This is a genomic window from Chryseobacterium sp. CH25 (genome assembly GCF_004119455.1).
GTDB lineage: Bacteria > Bacteroidota > Bacteroidia > Flavobacteriales > Weeksellaceae > Chryseobacterium.
On the sequence record NZ_NRQT01000002.1, the window covers coordinates 423,975 to 441,084 of the forward strand.

Annotated in this window: 20 protein-coding genes, 1 tRNA gene and 1 pseudogene; 7 read left to right on the top strand and 15 right to left on the bottom strand. The window is 34.5% G+C overall.

What is annotated here, in order from left to right; translation table 11 throughout:
- Positions 1-5 precede the first annotated feature (5 nt).
- The 5 genes from BOQ64_RS07300 to BOQ64_RS07315 all read right to left on the bottom strand — a co-directional run bounded on the left by BOQ64_RS07300 (position 6) and on the right by BOQ64_RS07315 (position 3,951).
- Complete coding sequence (locus BOQ64_RS07300) at positions 6-569, bottom strand: thioredoxin family protein (protein WP_129054597.1); 564 nt, start codon at positions 567-569, stop codon at positions 6-8.
- A 17-nt stretch (positions 570-586) separates the two neighbouring features.
- Positions 587-1,657: a chorismate synthase gene (gene aroC / locus BOQ64_RS07305; protein WP_129054599.1), complete on the bottom strand. Its 1,071-nt coding sequence runs from the start codon at positions 1,655-1,657 to the stop codon at positions 587-589.
- A gap of 41 nt (positions 1,658-1,698) precedes the next feature.
- Complete coding sequence (locus BOQ64_RS07310) at positions 1,699-3,075, bottom strand: LIC_10190 family membrane protein (RefSeq protein WP_410494443.1); 1,377 nt, start codon at positions 3,073-3,075, stop codon at positions 1,699-1,701.
- Positions 3,066-3,278 (bottom strand): hypothetical protein, encoded by a 213-nt coding sequence (locus BOQ64_RS23760; protein ID WP_228448260.1) that lies wholly within the window; start codon positions 3,276-3,278, stop codon positions 3,066-3,068. Before BOQ64_RS23760 ends, BOQ64_RS07310 begins: the two co-directional genes overlap by 10 nt.
- A gap of 118 nt (positions 3,279-3,396) precedes the next feature.
- Positions 3,397-3,951: a glycine zipper family protein gene (locus BOQ64_RS07315; RefSeq protein ID WP_129054600.1), complete on the bottom strand. Its 555-nt coding sequence runs from the start codon at positions 3,949-3,951 to the stop codon at positions 3,397-3,399.
- Between the two features lie 355 nt (positions 3,952-4,306).
- On the opposite strand from BOQ64_RS07315, the gene BOQ64_RS07320 reads away from it, so the two are divergent.
- Positions 4,307-4,753: a hypothetical protein gene (locus BOQ64_RS07320; RefSeq protein WP_129054602.1), complete on the top strand. Its 447-nt coding sequence runs from the start codon at positions 4,307-4,309 to the stop codon at positions 4,751-4,753.
- A gap of 812 nt (positions 4,754-5,565) precedes the next feature.
- Entirely contained in the window at positions 5,566-6,144 is a 579-nt protein-coding gene (locus tag BOQ64_RS07325) for a hypothetical protein (RefSeq protein ID WP_129054604.1), read from the top strand.
- 158 nt (positions 6,145-6,302) lie between these two features.
- On the opposite strand, the gene BOQ64_RS07330 is transcribed toward BOQ64_RS07325, so the two are convergent.
- From BOQ64_RS07330 to thrA, 7 genes and pseudogenes are all read right to left on the bottom strand, one after another.
- Positions 6,303-6,373, bottom strand: a tRNA-Cys gene (locus tag BOQ64_RS07330).
- A gap of 59 nt (positions 6,374-6,432) precedes the next feature.
- A complete protein-coding gene (locus BOQ64_RS07335; RefSeq protein ID WP_129054606.1) occupies positions 6,433-6,930 on the bottom strand; it encodes an RDD family protein in 498 nt (165 codons plus the stop codon).
- Between the two features lie 28 nt (positions 6,931-6,958).
- Entirely contained in the window at positions 6,959-8,323 is a 1,365-nt protein-coding gene (locus BOQ64_RS07340; RefSeq protein ID WP_129054608.1) for a DUF4403 family protein, read from the bottom strand.
- Positions 8,324-8,357: 34 nt separating this feature from the next.
- Complete coding sequence (folB, locus tag BOQ64_RS07345) at positions 8,358-8,726, bottom strand: dihydroneopterin aldolase (protein WP_129054610.1); 369 nt, start codon at positions 8,724-8,726, stop codon at positions 8,358-8,360.
- A gap of 3 nt (positions 8,727-8,729) precedes the next feature.
- On the bottom strand, positions 8,730-10,034 hold the full coding sequence (thrC, locus tag BOQ64_RS07350) for a threonine synthase (protein ID WP_129054612.1): 1,305 nt from the start codon (positions 10,032-10,034) through the stop codon (positions 8,730-8,732).
- A gap of 5 nt (positions 10,035-10,039) precedes the next feature.
- A complete protein-coding gene (locus BOQ64_RS07355) occupies positions 10,040-10,975 on the bottom strand; it encodes a homoserine kinase (protein ID WP_129054614.1) in 936 nt (311 codons plus the stop codon).
- Positions 10,976-10,987: 12 nt separating this feature from the next.
- Positions 10,988-13,437, bottom strand: a pseudogene (gene thrA, locus BOQ64_RS07360) (bifunctional aspartate kinase/homoserine dehydrogenase I).
- 333 nt (positions 13,438-13,770) lie between these two features.
- Between thrA and BOQ64_RS07365 the strand changes: the two are divergent.
- The 5 genes from BOQ64_RS07365 to BOQ64_RS07380 all read left to right on the top strand — a co-directional run bounded on the left by BOQ64_RS07365 (position 13,771) and on the right by BOQ64_RS07380 (position 14,976).
- Positions 13,771-13,965, top strand: coding sequence for a bacteriocin-like protein (locus BOQ64_RS07365; RefSeq protein WP_129054616.1), 195 nt, complete (start codon positions 13,771-13,773; stop codon positions 13,963-13,965).
- A 71-nt stretch (positions 13,966-14,036) separates the two neighbouring features.
- On the top strand, positions 14,037-14,213 hold the full coding sequence (locus tag BOQ64_RS23055) for a bacteriocin-like protein (RefSeq protein WP_164975774.1): 177 nt from the start codon (positions 14,037-14,039) through the stop codon (positions 14,211-14,213).
- 39 nt (positions 14,214-14,252) lie between these two features.
- Positions 14,253-14,450, top strand: coding sequence for a hypothetical protein (locus BOQ64_RS07370; RefSeq protein ID WP_129054618.1), 198 nt, complete (start codon positions 14,253-14,255; stop codon positions 14,448-14,450).
- 57 nt (positions 14,451-14,507) lie between these two features.
- On the top strand, positions 14,508-14,720 hold the full coding sequence (locus BOQ64_RS07375) for a hypothetical protein (protein ID WP_129054620.1): 213 nt from the start codon (positions 14,508-14,510) through the stop codon (positions 14,718-14,720).
- Positions 14,721-14,772: 52 nt separating this feature from the next.
- On the top strand, positions 14,773-14,976 hold the full coding sequence (locus BOQ64_RS07380; RefSeq protein WP_129054622.1) for a bacteriocin-like protein: 204 nt from the start codon (positions 14,773-14,775) through the stop codon (positions 14,974-14,976).
- 57 nt (positions 14,977-15,033) lie between these two features.
- Here BOQ64_RS07380 and BOQ64_RS24815 read toward each other — a convergent pair whose 3' ends face one another.
- The 3 genes from BOQ64_RS24815 to gmk form a co-directional block, all read right to left on the bottom strand.
- Positions 15,034-15,192, bottom strand: a complete 159-nt coding sequence (locus tag BOQ64_RS24815) for a bacteriocin-like protein (RefSeq protein ID WP_410494432.1) — start codon at positions 15,190-15,192, stop codon at positions 15,034-15,036.
- A gap of 143 nt (positions 15,193-15,335) precedes the next feature.
- Entirely contained in the window at positions 15,336-16,355 is a 1,020-nt protein-coding gene (gene nadA, locus BOQ64_RS07385) for a quinolinate synthase NadA (RefSeq protein ID WP_129054624.1), read from the bottom strand.
- Between the two features lie 107 nt (positions 16,356-16,462).
- On the bottom strand, positions 16,463-17,026 hold the full coding sequence (gmk, locus tag BOQ64_RS07390) for a guanylate kinase (RefSeq protein WP_129059671.1): 564 nt from the start codon (positions 17,024-17,026) through the stop codon (positions 16,463-16,465).
- Positions 17,027-17,110: the final 84 nt, after the last annotated feature.

Genomic DNA, 17,110 nt, shown 5'->3' on the forward strand with positions numbered 1-17,110 from the left:
TTTTTTTATAACAGATCTAAGATCTCCTGAACGGCATCTTTACCTCTGTTTTTAGCATAATAGATCTGCAGGTCATTATAAAATGTATCTTTTGGATAGCCTTCAGGATCTGCTTTATATTTCATTAGTAGCTCATATCCATACTTTGGACGTGGGCCCCATGAATTTTTTACATTAAAATCTTTATCAAGGATCAACACTTTCGGAATAGATTCTGTTCCGTTGGTTAAAAATTGATTGATAAGGCTTTTATCACTGTCTCTTAGAAAAACTCTGATCTCGTTATGACCTTCAAAGAATTTGAATAGAGCTGGAACTGTTGCACTGGCATCTCCACACCAGGCTTCGGAAATGATTAAAATCTTTCCATCGAAATTCTTAGCTTCTAATTCTTTTCTCTGATCTTCATCCGGAACATACTTTTTTACAGTTCTGTCCATTCTGTGAAGCCCAAGCTCATAATATTGTTTATATTCAATTTCCTGTTCGTTGGCAGGATGATCTAATCTTTGCTGTGCAATTTGAAGGTATTCTTCAAAAGAAATTCCCTGATCCCAGTAATTTTTCATTACCAAAAATATTTAGATTAAAAATTATTGATGTTTCTTGTTTTATTAATTAAGAATAAGTCTGCCAAAACAAATGCAGCAAGGCTTTCGACCACAGGCACAGCTCTTGGAACTACACATGGATCATGACGGCCTTTTCCTTCCACAATAACAGGATTTCCTTCTTTGTCAATACTGTCCTGAGGTCTTAAAATAGTAGCTACAGGTTTGAAGGCCACACGGAAATAGATATCCATTCCGTTAGAGATACCACCCTGGATCCCGCCTGATAGGTTAGATTTTGTAGAAAAATCGGTGTTGAACTGGTCATTATGTTCCTTTCCTGTCATTTTTGCACCACAGAATCCGCTTCCATATTCAAAACCTTTGCAGGCGTTGATATTGAGCATTGCTTTTGCCAATTCTGCCTGTAATTTTGAAAATATAGGTTCACCAATTCCTACAGGAACATTTTTGATCACGCAGGTAATGGTTCCGCCAATTGTATTTCCTTCTTTTTTAATTTCTTTGATTCTGGCAATCATTTTTTCTGCCGTTTCAGCATCCGGGCAACGTACATCATTACTTTCCGTTTGAGAAAAATCAAGAGCCTGGTATGGCTTTTCACAGAAAATATCACCTACAGACGAAACATAGGCATTGATTTCAATTTCCGGTAAAAGTTGTTTGGCTAATGCTCCGGCAACTACCCAGTTCATAGTTTCTCTTGCCGAAGATTTCCCCCCGCCACGGTGATCTCTGAAACCAAATTTCTGGTCATACGTAAAATCGGCATGACTTGGACGATATGCTCCAGCAATGTGGTCATAATCCTTTGATTTCTGATTTTCGTTTTCTATGATAAAACCGATAGGCGTACCTGTAGTTTTTCCATCAAAGATCCCGGAAAGAAACTTTACTGTGTCGCTTTCTTTTCTTTGAGTAACAATAGCAGACTGACCGGGTTTTCTTCGGTTCAGTTCGTATTGAACTTTATCGAGATCCACCGCTAAACCTGCCGGAAAATTATTGATGATACCGCCGTAAGCCACTCCGTGACTTTCTCCAAATGTTGTAAGACTAAGAAGATTACCTAATGTGTTGAACATGATACAAAATTACCTTTTTTTCTTCAGATAATAAAGTTTCATTAATTGTTCTGTTTATAAATATTTTCGATCGTATTGATAGCGTTTGCGGCTTCTTTTTTTTCTTCAGAAGTTATTGTTTTCCAGATAAATCCTTTAGCAATGTTATTTTCATCAATGAGCTGGGGGAAAATTCCGGCTTTTACATCATCAAAAATAAAACTTGTGGAAATAGCAGGAAGAGGTGTTTCAAAGTTGTAAGGATAGTTTTTAGAAACATTAAACTTTAGGTTTCCTACTTTAAAAGTATCAAATTGATGATATTCATAAACTGATGGTTGGTAAAGTTGCTCCTTTTTAAATCCGGCTATGAAATTCCCTAATTGAAAACTAGGAATATATTGTTGAATAAGGCCTGGAAAGGATAGTAATGCAATAAAACATACACTGAGTATAGAAAAAACAACAACTGATTTTCTTTTATTCCAGCACTCATAGAAAAGAACGAAGAATACAACGAAAAACACATCAATAAAAAACCTGTATTGGGCTGAAAAAGCCAGTACTAATAGAGTTTTTATCAATAGAGAAATACAGATCAGCGTAATGAGTTTTTTTTTCTTTACCCAAGCAAATGCTGAAAAACTCAATAAGCTTGCTATAAAAAGAATATTAATTTTTGATTTGATCCCTTTTAGAAAAAACCAGTTTTTTATATAATCCCATGTAGAAAATTTTTGAATTTCTTCATACGAATACTGCATATCATAAGTTTTCATGACAGCATATTGTGAAGATATTTTTAATATTTCGGGATTAGGCTTCCAACTGAAACCAAAGTCACCAATTGATACAGGGAATACTGGATATCCGAATGTCCATATATTTTTAATAAAGAATAGAAAAAGGATACTTCCACCGAAAAGCAGTGTTTTAAAATTTAATCTGACAATACAAATATTATAAAGGAAAACCAGAAGGGGCAGCCAGATCATGGTTGGTTTTATAACAAAAACAAAAACAGAAAAGGCAAAGAGTATATTGATATTTTTATTTCCGGATATTATTTCATTTAAAATAATTAAAGAAAAGACAATGACCGAAAGATCCGGGCTTGGTGACTGTGAGAAAAGTAATAAAAAGGGAAGGAAACATAGATGAATCCAACTTTTATTTTCAATACTATAAATGGTGTAGATAACTAACAGGATTGAATTGATCCTTAAAAAAGGATCTGAAAAATTGGAAAAACCTGCCTGGTAAATATGCCATACCGACATTTGTCCTAAAGTAAGATCCAAATTGGAAATTCCCTTCACAAGGCCATATTCTGTAAGCCATTTGACGGTAGGGACATAATACCCGAAATGATCCAATATATAAGGATGGTAAGCTCCAGCAAATAATATAATAGCCGAAATGAATGCTGTTAAAAGAATATCTTTTTAAAAAATAGATAGAATTCCTGATATACCTTTTCTTTAAAAAAATAGAGTAGGCCTAATAAAAGAGTAGGAACTTCTACGTAAATATTCAGAGGAATAAAAAAAGAAATGACGGTCCATATCAGACTTATTCCCATGATTCCTGAAAGTACTTTTCCGGAGATTCCCTGAAATAAAATTCCACAGAATTTTTCCATAATTTTTCCGAGCCCTGATAGGACTGGAATGAGTAGTATAGTGGAAAACAGAATCAATATCATAAAAAAAGATTGCCTAAAAATAAGCAATCTTTTATATATGTTTTTGTGGAAAATATTATCTGGGTTGAACTCTTCCGTCTTTTCTATCTTGTGATCTACCGATGGTATATCCGGTAGCTCCACCTACCACACCACCAATTACAGCACCAAGACCTCTGTTTTTCTTAGCAACAATTGCTCCAACAGCAGCACCACCTACAGTACCAATGATAGTACCTTTGGCTGCTTTACTCATTCCTTTTTTCTGAGTAGTTCCCTGTGAAGCACTGCTTCCGTTGTCGGCATATCCTCCATTGCTTCCTCCGCCTGAATTGGAATTAGAGCTTCTGTCGCGATATACTGTTCTTGTTTCTCTTATCACTTTTGGTTTCGAATTATTTTCAGCAGTAGCTTTTGCTTTTTTGGATTCAGAGATGCTATCTGCTTTTTTCTGAGCTTCGTATACTAACTTTTCTTTTTCAATAGCCAGCTTTTGTCTCTCTATTTCAAGCTGTCTTGACTGGAATTCAAGTTTTTGCTCTTCCAGTGATTTCTCAGCAACTGTGTCGTCCTTCTTGCAGGCCGTTAATAAGAAAACGGATAAAAAACCTGCTAATACTATCTTTCTCATAATTCAAATTTTAATAAGCTTAAGCCAAAACGACTTTAGATTTATTTTTATTTTCAATTATGAAGCCAAATTTTAGTTAAAGAGTGTTAAAGTTGATAGTGAAAGAATTAAATTAATTGTAAATCCTGATCAATCTTGTTGTCATAAAGCAGATGTGAAAATTTCAGGCATAAAGTTTGAGCAAAGAATTTTGGTTTTCAGATTTGAAAATTAATCTTCTAAACGAGATTCATCATAGTTCCCTGGTTATGCTTGGGAATTTTTATTGGAGGAAATTTGTAAGATATAGTTAATCCTCAATTCTTGTTGAATTAATTTAGGTTGACTATTTTTGAGAAACTAAATTACTTTCAATATGAAAAAATCAATTTTTACAGTGGCAGCTGTCGTAGGATTGCTGGCTGTTACTACTTCGTTTTCTTCTACTGATCTTGTAGAAGTGCCTTCTAAAGCTAATACAGAAGTTTCTGTTAAGGAAGCAAAGACAAAAACATATCCGGTTCGTTATGGACTTATTTCTAAAAGTGGAACAAAAATGCTTTCAGGTTCAGGATTTGATCTGGGTGGTTTTGTTGCTAAAAATACGGCTACAGGGGTTGACTATTTCACTGGTCAATACAATTACCGTGCGCTTCCACAGTATTCTGAAGAAGATCTTCCAGAGGGAACTTATGAAGTTTCAGGAATTCAGGGCCAGGGTGGCTGGGTAGGTTATGGAACAGTAATTGCTACTGTATCGGATGAGAATATAGACGATGACGGGTATATTACAATATATGTTCCCATCACATGGGAAGAATAACTTTGTGGAACACAAATTATTTCTCTACATTTACTAATCCTCGAATGAGGATTTTTTTAATCGGTACATAGTAATTAATAACTTTTAGATATATCAGAATTCCGTACGGAAAGGATATAACAATAAAAGGTATACATTATATTCTGTTTGGATTTTTCTGAATAGATTTTTTTCATCATTTGTGTTTTTTAGGCCTCCTGTATGGGGGCCTTTTCTTTTAATATGACAAAATTGTGTCACATGGTAGTTTTTTGCCTTCATATTGAGTTTCTAAGAATTTCTTTCTTTTGTCTGATTTTTTTATTTTAATTTTTTTCAGATTATTAAATTGTTAACTTTTTCAGTATTTAAAAATGGCTTTGTAGTGTTTAGTGGAGTTATTATTTGTATATATTTAATGTTCAGTGTGTTTTGTGTAGTTATTTTTTAATTGTATTTTCTCTGTTTATGAAATAAATTTTAATTTTTTTTCAAAAAAAGTAATTCTTGGCACGATTTTTCAATATACCAATGCAACTCATGTTTAATTTGAGTTTTCATGGTTATTAGTTTTTATCCTCGGAATTTCCGAGGATTTTTTTTGCTACATATGAAGCTGCTGAAAGATGTCTTAATTTTTTACGGTCAGGATTTTTTAGTGTAATAGCAAAACCTATTTTGTTTGTCGTATAATTAAAAATCTAATTCTATGATATTCTGTGAATTTTAATTTGTTTTAAACTATCGATCATTAGTGGATTAATATCATGTTTTTTTATTCTCTTATTGGTGATATTTATTGTATAATTGCAGTTGATAAAAAATTAATAATTATGAAAAAACTATTGTTAGCATCATTATTTGTACTAACACTTACATCATGTGGAAGAGATGAGGCGGAAATTCAAACAGAAAATCAAGCGGTTGTATCCTCTTCTCCTTCTTTAAATTCTATATTAGCTAAAGGTTCTGAAAAGATGAGTATGACTTTGGTTCAAGTTGACCGATGGTATAGTTATAAGGTGCATAAACATTTTTTTGGAATCAATACAAGACCTCCGGGACAAAGTCCAAATGAGTTAGACTGGAAGTATGAACAAGTAGGTTTTGGATTGGAATCTGCATGGGTTCCAGGTAATTCGGGAAGTTCAGTTATAAGTATGATTCATCCAAAAAATTTAGATAATCTTTTAGTTACAACTGCTATTGAAAGACAAAGTGCAGAATCACAAGGGTATATTGTTATCGAAAATTTGGGATACTCTATTAACAAGGATGCGATGAATGCTTCTCCGGTTTATAGATATTTCAGGCCTTCAAAAAGTGGTCACCTTTATACTAAGAATTTTGCAGAACTAGGTAATGGTGGAAATGGCTGGGTATATGAAGGAATAGCATTTTATGCTTATTAATCAAGAAAATTAATGTATATATAGATTAGACCGTCCTTTTGAGACGGTCTAATTTTTTTATTTAATGTAAAAAGAGTCTAAGATGAATGATGTATTTAACTGAAAATAATATTATTGAAAATAAAAAAACCTCTAAATTTTATTTAGAGGTTTTTAAGAGGTACCTAGCGGATTCGAACCGCTGTAGATGGTGTTGCAGACCACTGCCTAGCCGCTCGGCCAAAGTACCATGTCTTACCATTTTTGAGGTGTGCAAATATAGCTAAATTTCTATACAAACCAAAGTTTTTATGCAATTTCTTTCTTTCCTAAACTGTCAATTTCGCTTTTTGCTTGAATTTCAGATATATAATTTTTAACATTAATTACTCTTGTATAGCTCCAGCTGTCGTGCCAACCGTTTACTCCGAGAAAAGAGAGTCCATCAAAAGGAACAATTCTGGAAAGGCTTCTGTAGATAATTTGTTTGGAGCTAGGTTTAGAACCGTCTGTACTGATTACTTTAGTTCCTGTAATATATTTTGAGACTGTTCGTCCATCCAGATAATTTTCCATTAGAAAATAATAAAGAATATAGTTGAAGTTTCCAATAAAGATCCCCCATAAGATCCCTCCGTTATTATAGAAGTAAAAAAAATCAATGGAAGTTATTTTATAAAGAAAATTACAAATAATAGTGATGAGATAGTTGGTAATATATACTACAGTAAGATCTATAAAATTATTGGCTAGTCTAATCCATAATGAAGCCTTATTGTATTCAACAATATTTAGAATTTTTTTCATAGGCGGTTATTAGTTTTTCATAGGTGTTTTAAAATCCGTTGACAAGAAGTTTTAAAGTTGCATTGGTATCAATTACAGCTGTAATTCCTGTACTGTTGAGTAGAATTTTACTTGGTTTCAGGTTAAATACCCTTCCACTCATCTTTAATCCTTTATAATATTCTTTGTTGAAGGCTTCTTCAATACTTTTTCTTGAGGTTTCTTCCAGTTCCTGGGTTGGAATTCCATATTCCTCTTCAATCATCTTTACGATTTTTCCCTGGAATAAGAGAGAGGCTGTTTTTTGAAGAATGTTCATTGTTTTCAATTTGAATTTAGTATCAGACAGAACAATTTTTCTTTTAGTTTCATCATATACAGGAGTTCCTGAAATAACAGCGGTTCCTTTGATATAGCCTTCTGTCTGTGCTTCAATAACAATTCTGTTATCTACACCATATACTCTGATGTCTGTTACTTTTACTTTGGAATCTCTGATATCAAATTCTTTATTCAAAAAAGTCTTCCTGGCCATATTGCTGGCTTCTGTGAAGGGAATATTGGCTGTTGTCTGCAATACAAATTTGTCTGCAACAGTAGGTGAAAAGTTAAAATTACTCGCTGAAGTTACAGTGGGTGATGCTGCAGGCTTATTTCCTGTAAATGTTTCCGAGAAAATATCAATTCCAAGGGTTGCATTGATTTGATTTCCGTAGAACTTTAATGGAGTGATATTAACGCCTACCGGACTTACTTTCAACCAGGTATTATATTCTTCAGAAATATTGAATGGCTGGGCAAATGTATTCCAGGCCATCACTGCATATTGTTGAAAATTCAACTGAGTAGCCATTTGCTGGTCGATGGTTTTACAGAATTTCTCCTGTTGTTCTTTCAAACTTTTTTCAACAATAGGAGTGATTGGAATCTGTATTCTTCCATAATCCAGTACAGGTTTTGTTACCCATCGGAAGCCATTAGGTTGGGTATTGGTAGTAATTGTCCAGTTGTTTTTAAAAGTAACAGTTGTATTAAAGGACATTACCGTTTCAAAAGTGGTATTTTGGTAGGAATATACTCCCAAAGTTCCAATTCCTTTCTCGGCCCAGATCTTTAATGGTACTTCAATCAGTAGGTTTTGGCTGGTTCCGCCTACCAAACGGATCGGTCTGGTTTTCCAGACTTTAACTTTAAACTGATCGTTATTGTTATCTGTATAGGAATCATCCTGATAAATGAGATCTTTTACAGAGGCATTTACCATATTGCTAAGTTCTGCAAGTGGGATCGTCACTGGCATCGTAATGCTGGATTTGATCTTAGGAAAGTTATAACTTGCCAATTGATTATCAACACCTGTCTGGCCGAAAGCATTGATGAATGCTACTAAAAATAATATTTTAACGAATTTCAATTTTGTATTTTTTTATGAAATAAAAATAAGGATTTTAATTTTCCGGTTTAAAGCTTTTTTTCAGTTCAATGCTTGCTCCTTTCATTTCGCCTTGCATAGGCGGTGCAGTCTTGGTAAGTTTAAGCTTGATATAGTCGATTTGCGGAAAACGGTCATGTATTTTTGAAATAATTCTTCCTGCAACATGCTCCAGAAGTTGGGATTTGATCTTCATCTCCTGATGGATGATCTCATTAATATCAGCATAACTTATGGTATCATTCAGGTCATCGGATTCTGCCGCTTTCCACAAATCGGTATGAAGTTCTGCATTTAAAATATAATAGGTGCCAATAATATTTTCCTCAGGTAAAACCCCGTGGTAGGCATATATTTTTACATCTTCAAGATATATCTTACTCATTGCTTAATTTTTATCAAGCAAAAATCGTTTTAATTCTTCAAAATCTGGATTTATTTCTACAGTTTTTTTCTCTTTTTTCATCAAAGTATCCAGAGATAAAGGAATTTCAATTTTGGTATTGATGGCATTTTCTACAGCTTCAGGAAATTTCACAGGATGTGCTGTTCCCAGAATAAATCCTTTTTTACCTGGATTTTCTTTAAGGTATTGCTCAAGAGCGGAAAAGGCTACAGCACTGTGTGGCTCCAGAATATAATGCTCTTTTTTATACACTTCTGAAATTGTCTGTATGGTTTTTGAATCATCAATAGAATAACCGGATATCTTATGTTTTAAAGGATTAAATTCATTATTAAAAAGCTCAAGGATCCTGACAAAATTACTCGGATCTCCCACATCCATAGCATTGGACAAGGTAGCTACAGCTTTTTTAGGGTTGAAATCCTGAGTTTCCAAATAGGTAGGAATTACATCATTGGCATTGCAAGCTGCAATGAAGTGTTCTGTTGGAAGGCCTCGGATATGGGCTAAAACTCCGGCGCAGATATTCCCGAAATTTCCACTTGGAACACAGATAACGGGTGCTTTATTTTCTGTTTGCTGCCATTGTTTTAATGCTAATAAATAATAAATCTGCTGTGGAAGCCACCTTGCAATATTGATAGAATTAGCAGATGTTAAAAATAATTGATTGTTGATTTCTTCATTGGAGAAAGCTTGTTTTACCAGGTTTTGACAATCATCAAAACTTCCATTCACTTCCAGGGCGTAAATATTTTTGCCCAATGCGGTAAGTTGTTTTTCCTGAACGGGGCTTACCCTGTTTTTAGGATAAAGAATCACAACATCAATACCCGGAAGATCATAGAACCCATGAGCAACAGCTCCACCGGTATCTCCGGAAGTTGCAACTAAAACGGTTACTTTTTTCTGTTGATTTTCTAAAAAATAAGACAGACATCTGCTCATAAACCCTGCGCCAATATCTTTGAAGGCGAGGGTAGGGCCATGAAAAAGTTCAAGAACTGAGATGTCATCATTAATTTTTTTCAAAGGGATATCAAAGCTGATGGTTTCAGAAACAATCTTTCTGAGTATTTCAGAAGGAATTTCATTCCCGATAAAGTCTTTCATACACTGATAAGCAATCTCTTCATCAGAATATTGATTAAGATTTTGAATAAAATCCTCTTTGAACGGCGGAATACTTTCAGGGAAGAATAATCCTTTGTTTTTTCCCTGTCCTTTTATGGTTGCAGTTCTGAAATCTATTTTTTCTTCTCTGTCTTTTAAATTATAATATTTCATCTGTTTTAATCTAGTTTGTGTTCTTCAATGATTTCAATTCCTACCGGGTTTATTTTTGAAACATAGACGAAGTTTTCGATATTGATTTCGTCATACATTGCTTTCATTAAGTCAGCAATTTTCTCTGCGGTTTCTTTTTCTTCTGCCAACATAAAAATAGATGGTCCTGATCCTGAAATTCCACCTCCTAATGCTCCAATATGAAGGCTTTTGGATTTAATTTCATCAAACCTCGGAATTAAGATGCTTCGTACAGGTTCTATAATAACATCATTGAGGCTTCTGCCAATCAATGCAAAGTCATTTTTCTGAATACCGGCTACCAGCCCTGCAATATTTCCCCATTGTTCCACAGCACTTTTTAACGTAATGTTTTTCTTTAAAATCTGCCTTGAATCTGAAGTTTTTACTTCAACCTGAGGATGTACGGCGGCCACAAATAAATCAGGTGCATTCAATGGGATGATATCAATGGGATTTGTTGATTTTACCAACGTGATTCCGCCATAAATACAAGGGGCAATATTGTCTGCATGGCGAACTCCGGAAGCTAGTTCTTCCCCAAACATTGCAAAATGGATCATTTCATCTTTCGACATGATGTTTCCCAATACAATATTGGCTCCCATGGCGGCTCCAGCGGCGCTAGCCGCGCTGGAGCCTAACCCGCTTCCCGGTTTTATATGTTTATGAATAATAACTTCAAAACCATTTTTTAGATCAAAATGTTCCTGAATTTTTAAAAGCACTACTCCTGCAACATTTTTAGCAGGTTCTTCAGGAAGGCCAAAAGAGTCTGTATGTTTAATGATGATTTCAGGAGTTTCCAATAAACGGATTTCCATCTCATCATAAGGTTCATTAACGGCCATACCCAGAATATCAAATCCACATACCAGGTTGGCAACAGTAGCCGGAATTCTTAATTTTACTTTTTTCATATTTTTTTGTTTTTAAACTGAACGGATGATATCTGCGAAAATCCCACTGGCTGTTACTTCAGCTCCTGCACCGGCACCTTTTATTACTAATGGTTGCTCAGAATATCTAAGGGTTTTAAAAATGACAATATTATCTTTTCCATAAAGGTGAAACAGGTCACTTCCCGGAGCTACATGTTGTAAACCAACCTTAGCTTTTCCATCTTTAAATTCTGCAGTATATTTCAGTATTTTTCCTTCTTTTTGAGCGTTATCAAATAAAGCTTTAAAATGATTTTCATATTCTGTAAGTTTTTCATAGAAATGTTCTACACTTCCTTCCATACAGGCTTCAGGCAGGAATCCTATATTTTCAATCTCTTCAAACTGAAGTGGGTATCCGGCTTCTCTGGCTAGGATTAATATTTTTCTTGCTACGTCAGTTCCTGAAAGATCAAGTCTTGGGTCAGGTTCTGTATAGCCTTCTTTCTGTGCCTGAGCTACTACTTCGGAAAAAGTTCTGCTGCCATCATAAGTGTTGAATACAAAATTTAATGTTCCACTCAGAACAGCTTCAATAGAAGTTATTTTATCACCGCTTTTGATGAGGTCATTAATGGTTCCAATTACAGGAAGCCCTGCTCCTACGTTTGTTTCAAAGTGAAAGCTGCAATTATGATTTCTGGCAGTATTTTTTAATAAAGTATATTTTTCAAAATCTGACGATGCAGCAATTTTATTACAGGCAACAATATTGATACTTCTTTTCAGAAGGTTTTCATATACTGCTGGAATCTCAGAGCTGGCTGTGATATCCACAAAAACTGAGTTTCTGAGATTACGGGCTATAATTTCTTCCGCAAATTTTTGAGCAGAGGCTTCCACACCAGTTTCATCCCAATTCTTGTACTCTTCTTCAGAAATTCCCTTATCAGCAAAAAACATTTTCCGACTGTTGGAAAGGCCTGCAATTCTCAGATTGATGAAATGGTTTTCTCTCAGATATTGATTCTGTTCATAGATCTGTTGAATCAATTTTTTCCCACATTCCCTGTTCCACAGATATAAAGATGGATCTGTTTTATTTCGGATTCAAAAAATTCTTCATGAAGAACGTTCACTGCTTTTTTCGCATCTTTTTCAGCAATAACCACACTGATATTTCTTTCAGAAGAACCTTGTGCAATGGTTCTGATATTGATTCCATTATTCCCCAGACAGCCAAACATTTTGGCACTTACACCGCTTCTGCTTTTCATATTTTCACCTACCAGCGCTACAATAGAAAGACCTGTTTCAATTTTTACAGGAGCTACTCTTTTTAAGTCGATATCATCTGCAAAAGAGGTATTGATTGCATTTTCAGCAGTAATCATATCTTTCTCATGAATGGCAATGGTAATGGAGTGTTCCGAAGAACCCTGTGTAATCAGAATAACATTTATTTTTTCTTGGCTAAGACATTGAAACAGTTTTGCAGAAATTCCGGGAATCCCTACCATTCCGCTGCCCTCTAAAGTAAGAAGGACAATATTATCCATATTTGAAATTCCTACTGCCACCTGCTGTTTTTCATTTTCTGAAATATTGAGATTGTGAGAAACCAATGTTCCCTGAGCTTCAGGGTCAAAAGTATTTTTAATTTTAAGATTAATATTTTTTACCATCACCGGCTGAATGGATGGTGGATAAATTACTTTTGCTCCAAAATGGGAAAGCTCCATAGCCTCATGGTAAGAAATTTCTGCAATAGGTTTTGCATGGGAAGCCAGACGCGGATCGGCAGTCATCATTCCGCTTACATCAGTCCATATCTGAAGTTCATCAGCATGAATGGCTGCTGCAATAATGGCTGCAGAGTAATCTGAACCACCGCGTCCTAAAGTTGTAGTATGACCTTTTTCGTCACTGGCTATAAAGCCCGGACCTATGAAGATGCGATTCTGATGTTTGTTGAAGTAATTTTTAAAGTTACCCTCAGTGATATTGAAATTTACTTTTGCATGAGTGAAATTGCTGTCAGTTCTGATAAGTTCAGCAGTATTCATCCATAGAGAATCCATTTTCTGATGCTGAAGTCTGGCTGCAATAATATTTGATGACAAAAATTCACCATAGGATGCTATTTTATCTTTGATTCTTGGAGTAAGCTCACCGAGAACAAAAATTCCGTTGCATAGGTCTTCAATATCATTGAAATGTTTTTTTACAAAGCTTAGTAAAGAACTTTGTTCTGAAACGGGGATGAGTTCTTTGACAAGATTCAGGTGTTTTTCTTCTGCGTTTTTAAGAAGTTGCAGATAATCTTCATTTTTAACAGAAGCATATGCTGCTGCGTTAATAAGAAGGTCTGTTACGCTGTGAAGTGCTGATACAATGACTACAACATTGTCGTTTGAAGATTCCTTTTTGATAATGTTTTCTACCAGCAGAATATTCTGAGAATTGGCGACTGATGTTCCGCCGAATTTTAAGATTTTCATCTATTATTTATTTGGGGTTAGATAAAGTGAGTGGGTTACTCTTTAAAAAAAGAGTACAAGGTACCGGAAATAATATGTGAAAATTTACCCCTTTATGGGGTAGATGTTGTAGTTGTGAATGTAGAAACAGAAGATACTCCTGAAATAGGTGACTTCAGGATAGAAATATCAGATATGTTTCTTAAAAAATTCATTGTAACGGAACAAATGTACAAATTATTTTGGAATAGCAAACTTTTAACATAATAAATTAATAAGTCCTTTTTTAGAGAAATATTTTGTGTAATTAATTAAAAACCTTACATTTATTGGATAAACTATAATGAAAATCCAATGAAAAATTCAAAAAAAATTAAAAGAGAAAATTTAAAATCCATTAATGGTGGTGGAATAGGAAACTGTTATGAGAACTGTCCTGTTGGACCTTATGGACCAAATGAAGTAAAATCATGCGGAGATTTCCACGGGCTACCAGAATGTTGTAAAAAAAGAGTATTGGTAAGTATGGATTGTTTTGGACCATATTAATTTCTTCTAATAATATAAGAGCATTGTTGTATAACAGTGCTTTTTGTTTATTACTTTAAAATTAAAATACTATGAAAAAATTTAAAAAATTATCAAGAGACCAAAAGAAAAGTATCAACGGTGGTTTTACCCAGATGCAAATTGAAGCTTGTGGAGGAGAGCAGCTTGTGTGTTTCATGAAAGGAGGGTCCGGAGCTTGGGGATGTTCATTAAAACCAGGAGGAACCTGCTATACTCCTAAGCTCTAATCTATTATTTATTTCTGTATTTAACTTAATCCTGAAAATATGAAAAAATTATCAAGACTTATTCTTAGGGATATTAACGGAGGTAATTCTTCTATTTGTGATGGATGCCCAACTGATATTAAGTATGGGCCGGGAATAGAATATACTGGAACATGTGAAAATTATTTTGCATTACCGGATTACTGCAGGGATAACCACTGTGTTAGAGTAAGCAGATCCTGTTTTGGAGATTGTTAACATGAATAATTATAGGATTTAATAAAAATAAAGATCAACTAATAACAAATTTAAAACATGAAAAAACTATCAAGAACAAAACTGAAAGATATTAATGGTAAAGGAATGTCTGGTTGTGCAGGATGTCCAACAGGTGGTAATTATGGAGATGGTCCAGAATATACCAACAGCTGTATGGCTTTTTGGGGATTATCACCTACTTGCAGAAACTGTGTAGATGTAAGTGCAGATTGCTATGGGCCGGATTATTCCGATTATTTTGGTAACTAAATGCAATTTTAAAAACTATATTACTGGATAACATCAAAAAATTAAAACAACTATGAAAAATTTAAAGAAATTAAATAGAAGAGAACTTGGAGGAGTAAATGGTGCAATAGGATCAAACTGTAGCAGGTGCCCACAACATACAACTTATGGAACTGGGCCAAACGATGCTCCATGCAGCGCTTATCAGGCACTTCCCTTATACTGCAAAGCATGTGTGATTGTAAGTATGGAATGCGTTGATGGTGGAGTATCTTAATATATCTGACTAATCAAGAAATAAAAAAGCACTGTAATTTTTACAGTGCTTTATCTTTTAACAGTTAGTAGGAAAATAGGGGCCTCTTGGAAGACAAATAGGTTCTCCAAAGCACCCTGTTGCACAAATTTGACTTATTCCGCAATAGCTGCATGTATCTGATCCACCATTTACTTTTTTAAGATTTTCTCTGTTTAATTTCTTTAAATTTTTCATAATAATTATTATTAGTTTGGAATATAAATATAATTAATTATTCACTAATGAAAGAAATTTTTAGTATGCTTTTTAGAAAAAGATTAAACCATTTTATTTTTTGATAGAACTAAAAAAAGCACTGTAGAAACAGTGCTTTTTGCTTATTTTATACTTTTAGAAAGATCAAGCATAGCCTCAATAGGTTTCAGTGCTTTTAATCTTAATTCTTCATCGATAAGAATCTCAGGAAGTTCGTATTTCATACATAAATACAGTTTTTCCATTGTGTTACGCTTCATGTAGAAACATTCTGAGCAGTTACAGTTTTCATCAAAAACCAATGCCGGAATTAATTCTTTGTGAGGTGCACGTTTTCTCATTTCGTGAAGAATTCCTTCTTCTGTGGCAATGATGAACTTCTGGCAATCATCTTTTTCTACATAATCCAATAGAGCAGAAGTAGAACCAATAAAGTGGGCTAACTTTAAAACAGCTTCTTCACTTTCAGGGTGGGCAATCATTTTTGCATCCGGGTTGTCTGCAAGCTGTTTTGCAATTCTTTCCATTGAAAATGCTTCGTGTACAATACAGCTTCCATCCCAAAGAATCATATCGCGACCTGTCTTTTTAGATAAGTATCTTCCCAGGTTTTTGTCCGGTGCAAAAATGATAGGTCTGTCTTTTGGAAGGGCTTCAATTACTGTTTCAGCATTTGAGCTTGTTACGATGATATCACTTTCAGCTTTTGTTTCTGCGTTGCAATTGATGTACGTTGCAATTAAAGCATCAGGATGTTGTTCACGCATTTTTCTCAATCCTTCTCCTGAGCATCCATCTGCCAGAGAGCACCCAGCCATGGTATCAGGAAGAACTACTTTTTTAGTTGGATTAAGAATTTTTGCTGCTTCAGCCATAAAATGTACTCCACAGAATACAATCATATCAGCATTGGTATCCTTTGCCTGTCTTGCCAATTGTAAAGAATCTCCAAGGAAATCAGCGATATCCTGAATTTCTCCCGGTTGGTAATAATGGGCAAGGATTACAGCATTTTTCTCTTCCTTAAGTTTCAGAATGGCTTTTACCAACTCTTCTCCCTGAGGAATCGCTATATTTTTTATATCCAGGAATCCTTTTACAGGAATCGCAGATTTTGCTTTTTCTAATGTTTCGGTACTCATATCAACCTTAATGTTTTTTTATTATCAGAATCCAGAGGTTAGAAATTAGAAGTTAGATTGTGATGAAAGTACATCACTTCCATCTTCTGACCTCCATCTTCCAGCCATTAATTATTGATAAAACTTTTTATTAAACTTTCTATTTCTTTTTTAGCTTCATCAAGATCGGAATTGATTACGATCCTGTCAAATTCGCTGGCATAAGACATTTCTTCTTCTGCCTTTGCGACACGGGTTTTGATGGTTTCCGCATCATCCGTATTTCTTGAAATCAATCTTCGTTCCAATTCTTCAATGGAAGGCGGTTCTATAAAAATAGACAAAGCCTTTTCTCCGAAGTATTTTTTCAGGGAAATTCCTCCTTTTACATCTACATCAAAAATAACAACTTTTCCCTGATTCCAGATCTTTTCAACTTCAGATTTTAAAGTTCCGTAATATTTATCAGTGTATACTTCTTCATATTCTACAAAGGCATCTTCTGAAATTTTCTGTCTGAATTCATCAGGTGATAAAAAATGATAATCCACAGCATGTACTTCGCTTCCTCTTGGCTGTCTTGTGGTACATGAGATTGAAAATTCCAGTTCCGGGAAAGTTTCTAAAGAATGCTTTACCAATGTAGTTTTTCCGCTTCCAGATGGGGCTGAAAATATAATTACTTTATCCATATTTTTGAGTTTCGAGTTCCGGGTACCGAGTTTTGGGTTACTACCTTATCCATGATAATTATAACCACGCATCTCGTACCTCGT

Excerpts from the sequence above, each read along its gene's own strand:
- BOQ64_RS07315 (WP_129054600.1), bottom strand. The coding sequence starts at position 3,951 with ATGAGAAAGATAGTATTAGCAGGTTTTTTATCCGTTTTCTTATTAACG.
- aroC (WP_129054599.1), bottom strand. The coding sequence starts at position 1,657 with ATGTTCAACACATTAGGTAATCTTCTTAGTCTTACAACATTTGGAGAA.
- BOQ64_RS07320 (WP_129054602.1), top strand. The coding sequence starts at position 4,307 with ATGAAAAAATCAATTTTTACAGTGGCAGCTGTCGTAGGATTGCTGGCT.
- BOQ64_RS07300 (WP_129054597.1), bottom strand. The coding sequence starts at position 569 with ATGAAAAATTACTGGGATCAGGGAATTTCTTTTGAAGAATACCTTCAA.
- BOQ64_RS07375 (WP_129054620.1), top strand. The coding sequence starts at position 14,508 with ATGAAAAAACTATCAAGAACAAAACTGAAAGATATTAATGGTAAAGGA.
- BOQ64_RS07325 (WP_129054604.1), top strand. The coding sequence starts at position 5,566 with ATGAAAAAACTATTGTTAGCATCATTATTTGTACTAACACTTACATCA.
- BOQ64_RS24815 (WP_410494432.1), bottom strand. The coding sequence starts at position 15,192 with ATGAAAAATTTAAAGAAATTAAACAGAGAAAATCTTAAAAAAGTAAAT.
- BOQ64_RS23055 (WP_164975774.1), top strand. The coding sequence starts at position 14,037 with ATGAAAAAATTTAAAAAATTATCAAGAGACCAAAAGAAAAGTATCAAC.
- nadA (WP_129054624.1), bottom strand. The coding sequence starts at position 16,355 with ATGAGTACCGAAACATTAGAAAAAGCAAAATCTGCGATTCCTGTAAAA.
- BOQ64_RS07370 (WP_129054618.1), top strand. The coding sequence starts at position 14,253 with ATGAAAAAATTATCAAGACTTATTCTTAGGGATATTAACGGAGGTAAT.
- thrC (WP_129054612.1), bottom strand. The coding sequence starts at position 10,034 with ATGAAATATTATAATTTAAAAGACAGAGAAGAAAAAATAGATTTCAGA.
- BOQ64_RS07380 (WP_129054622.1), top strand. The coding sequence starts at position 14,773 with ATGAAAAATTTAAAGAAATTAAATAGAAGAGAACTTGGAGGAGTAAAT.
- BOQ64_RS23760 (WP_228448260.1), bottom strand. The coding sequence starts at position 3,278 with ATGGAAAAATTCTGTGGAATTTTATTTCAGGGAATCTCCGGAAAAGTA.
- BOQ64_RS07335 (WP_129054606.1), bottom strand. The coding sequence starts at position 6,930 with ATGAAAAAAATTCTAAATATTGTTGAATACAATAAGGCTTCATTATGG.
- BOQ64_RS07355 (WP_129054614.1), bottom strand. The coding sequence starts at position 10,975 with ATGAAAAAAGTAAAATTAAGAATTCCGGCTACTGTTGCCAACCTGGTA.
- folB (WP_129054610.1), bottom strand. The coding sequence starts at position 8,726 with ATGAGTAAGATATATCTTGAAGATGTAAAAATATATGCCTACCACGGG.
- BOQ64_RS07365 (WP_129054616.1), top strand. The coding sequence starts at position 13,771 with ATGAAAAATTCAAAAAAAATTAAAAGAGAAAATTTAAAATCCATTAAT.
- gmk (WP_129059671.1), bottom strand. The coding sequence starts at position 17,026 with ATGGATAAAGTAATTATATTTTCAGCCCCATCTGGAAGCGGAAAAACT.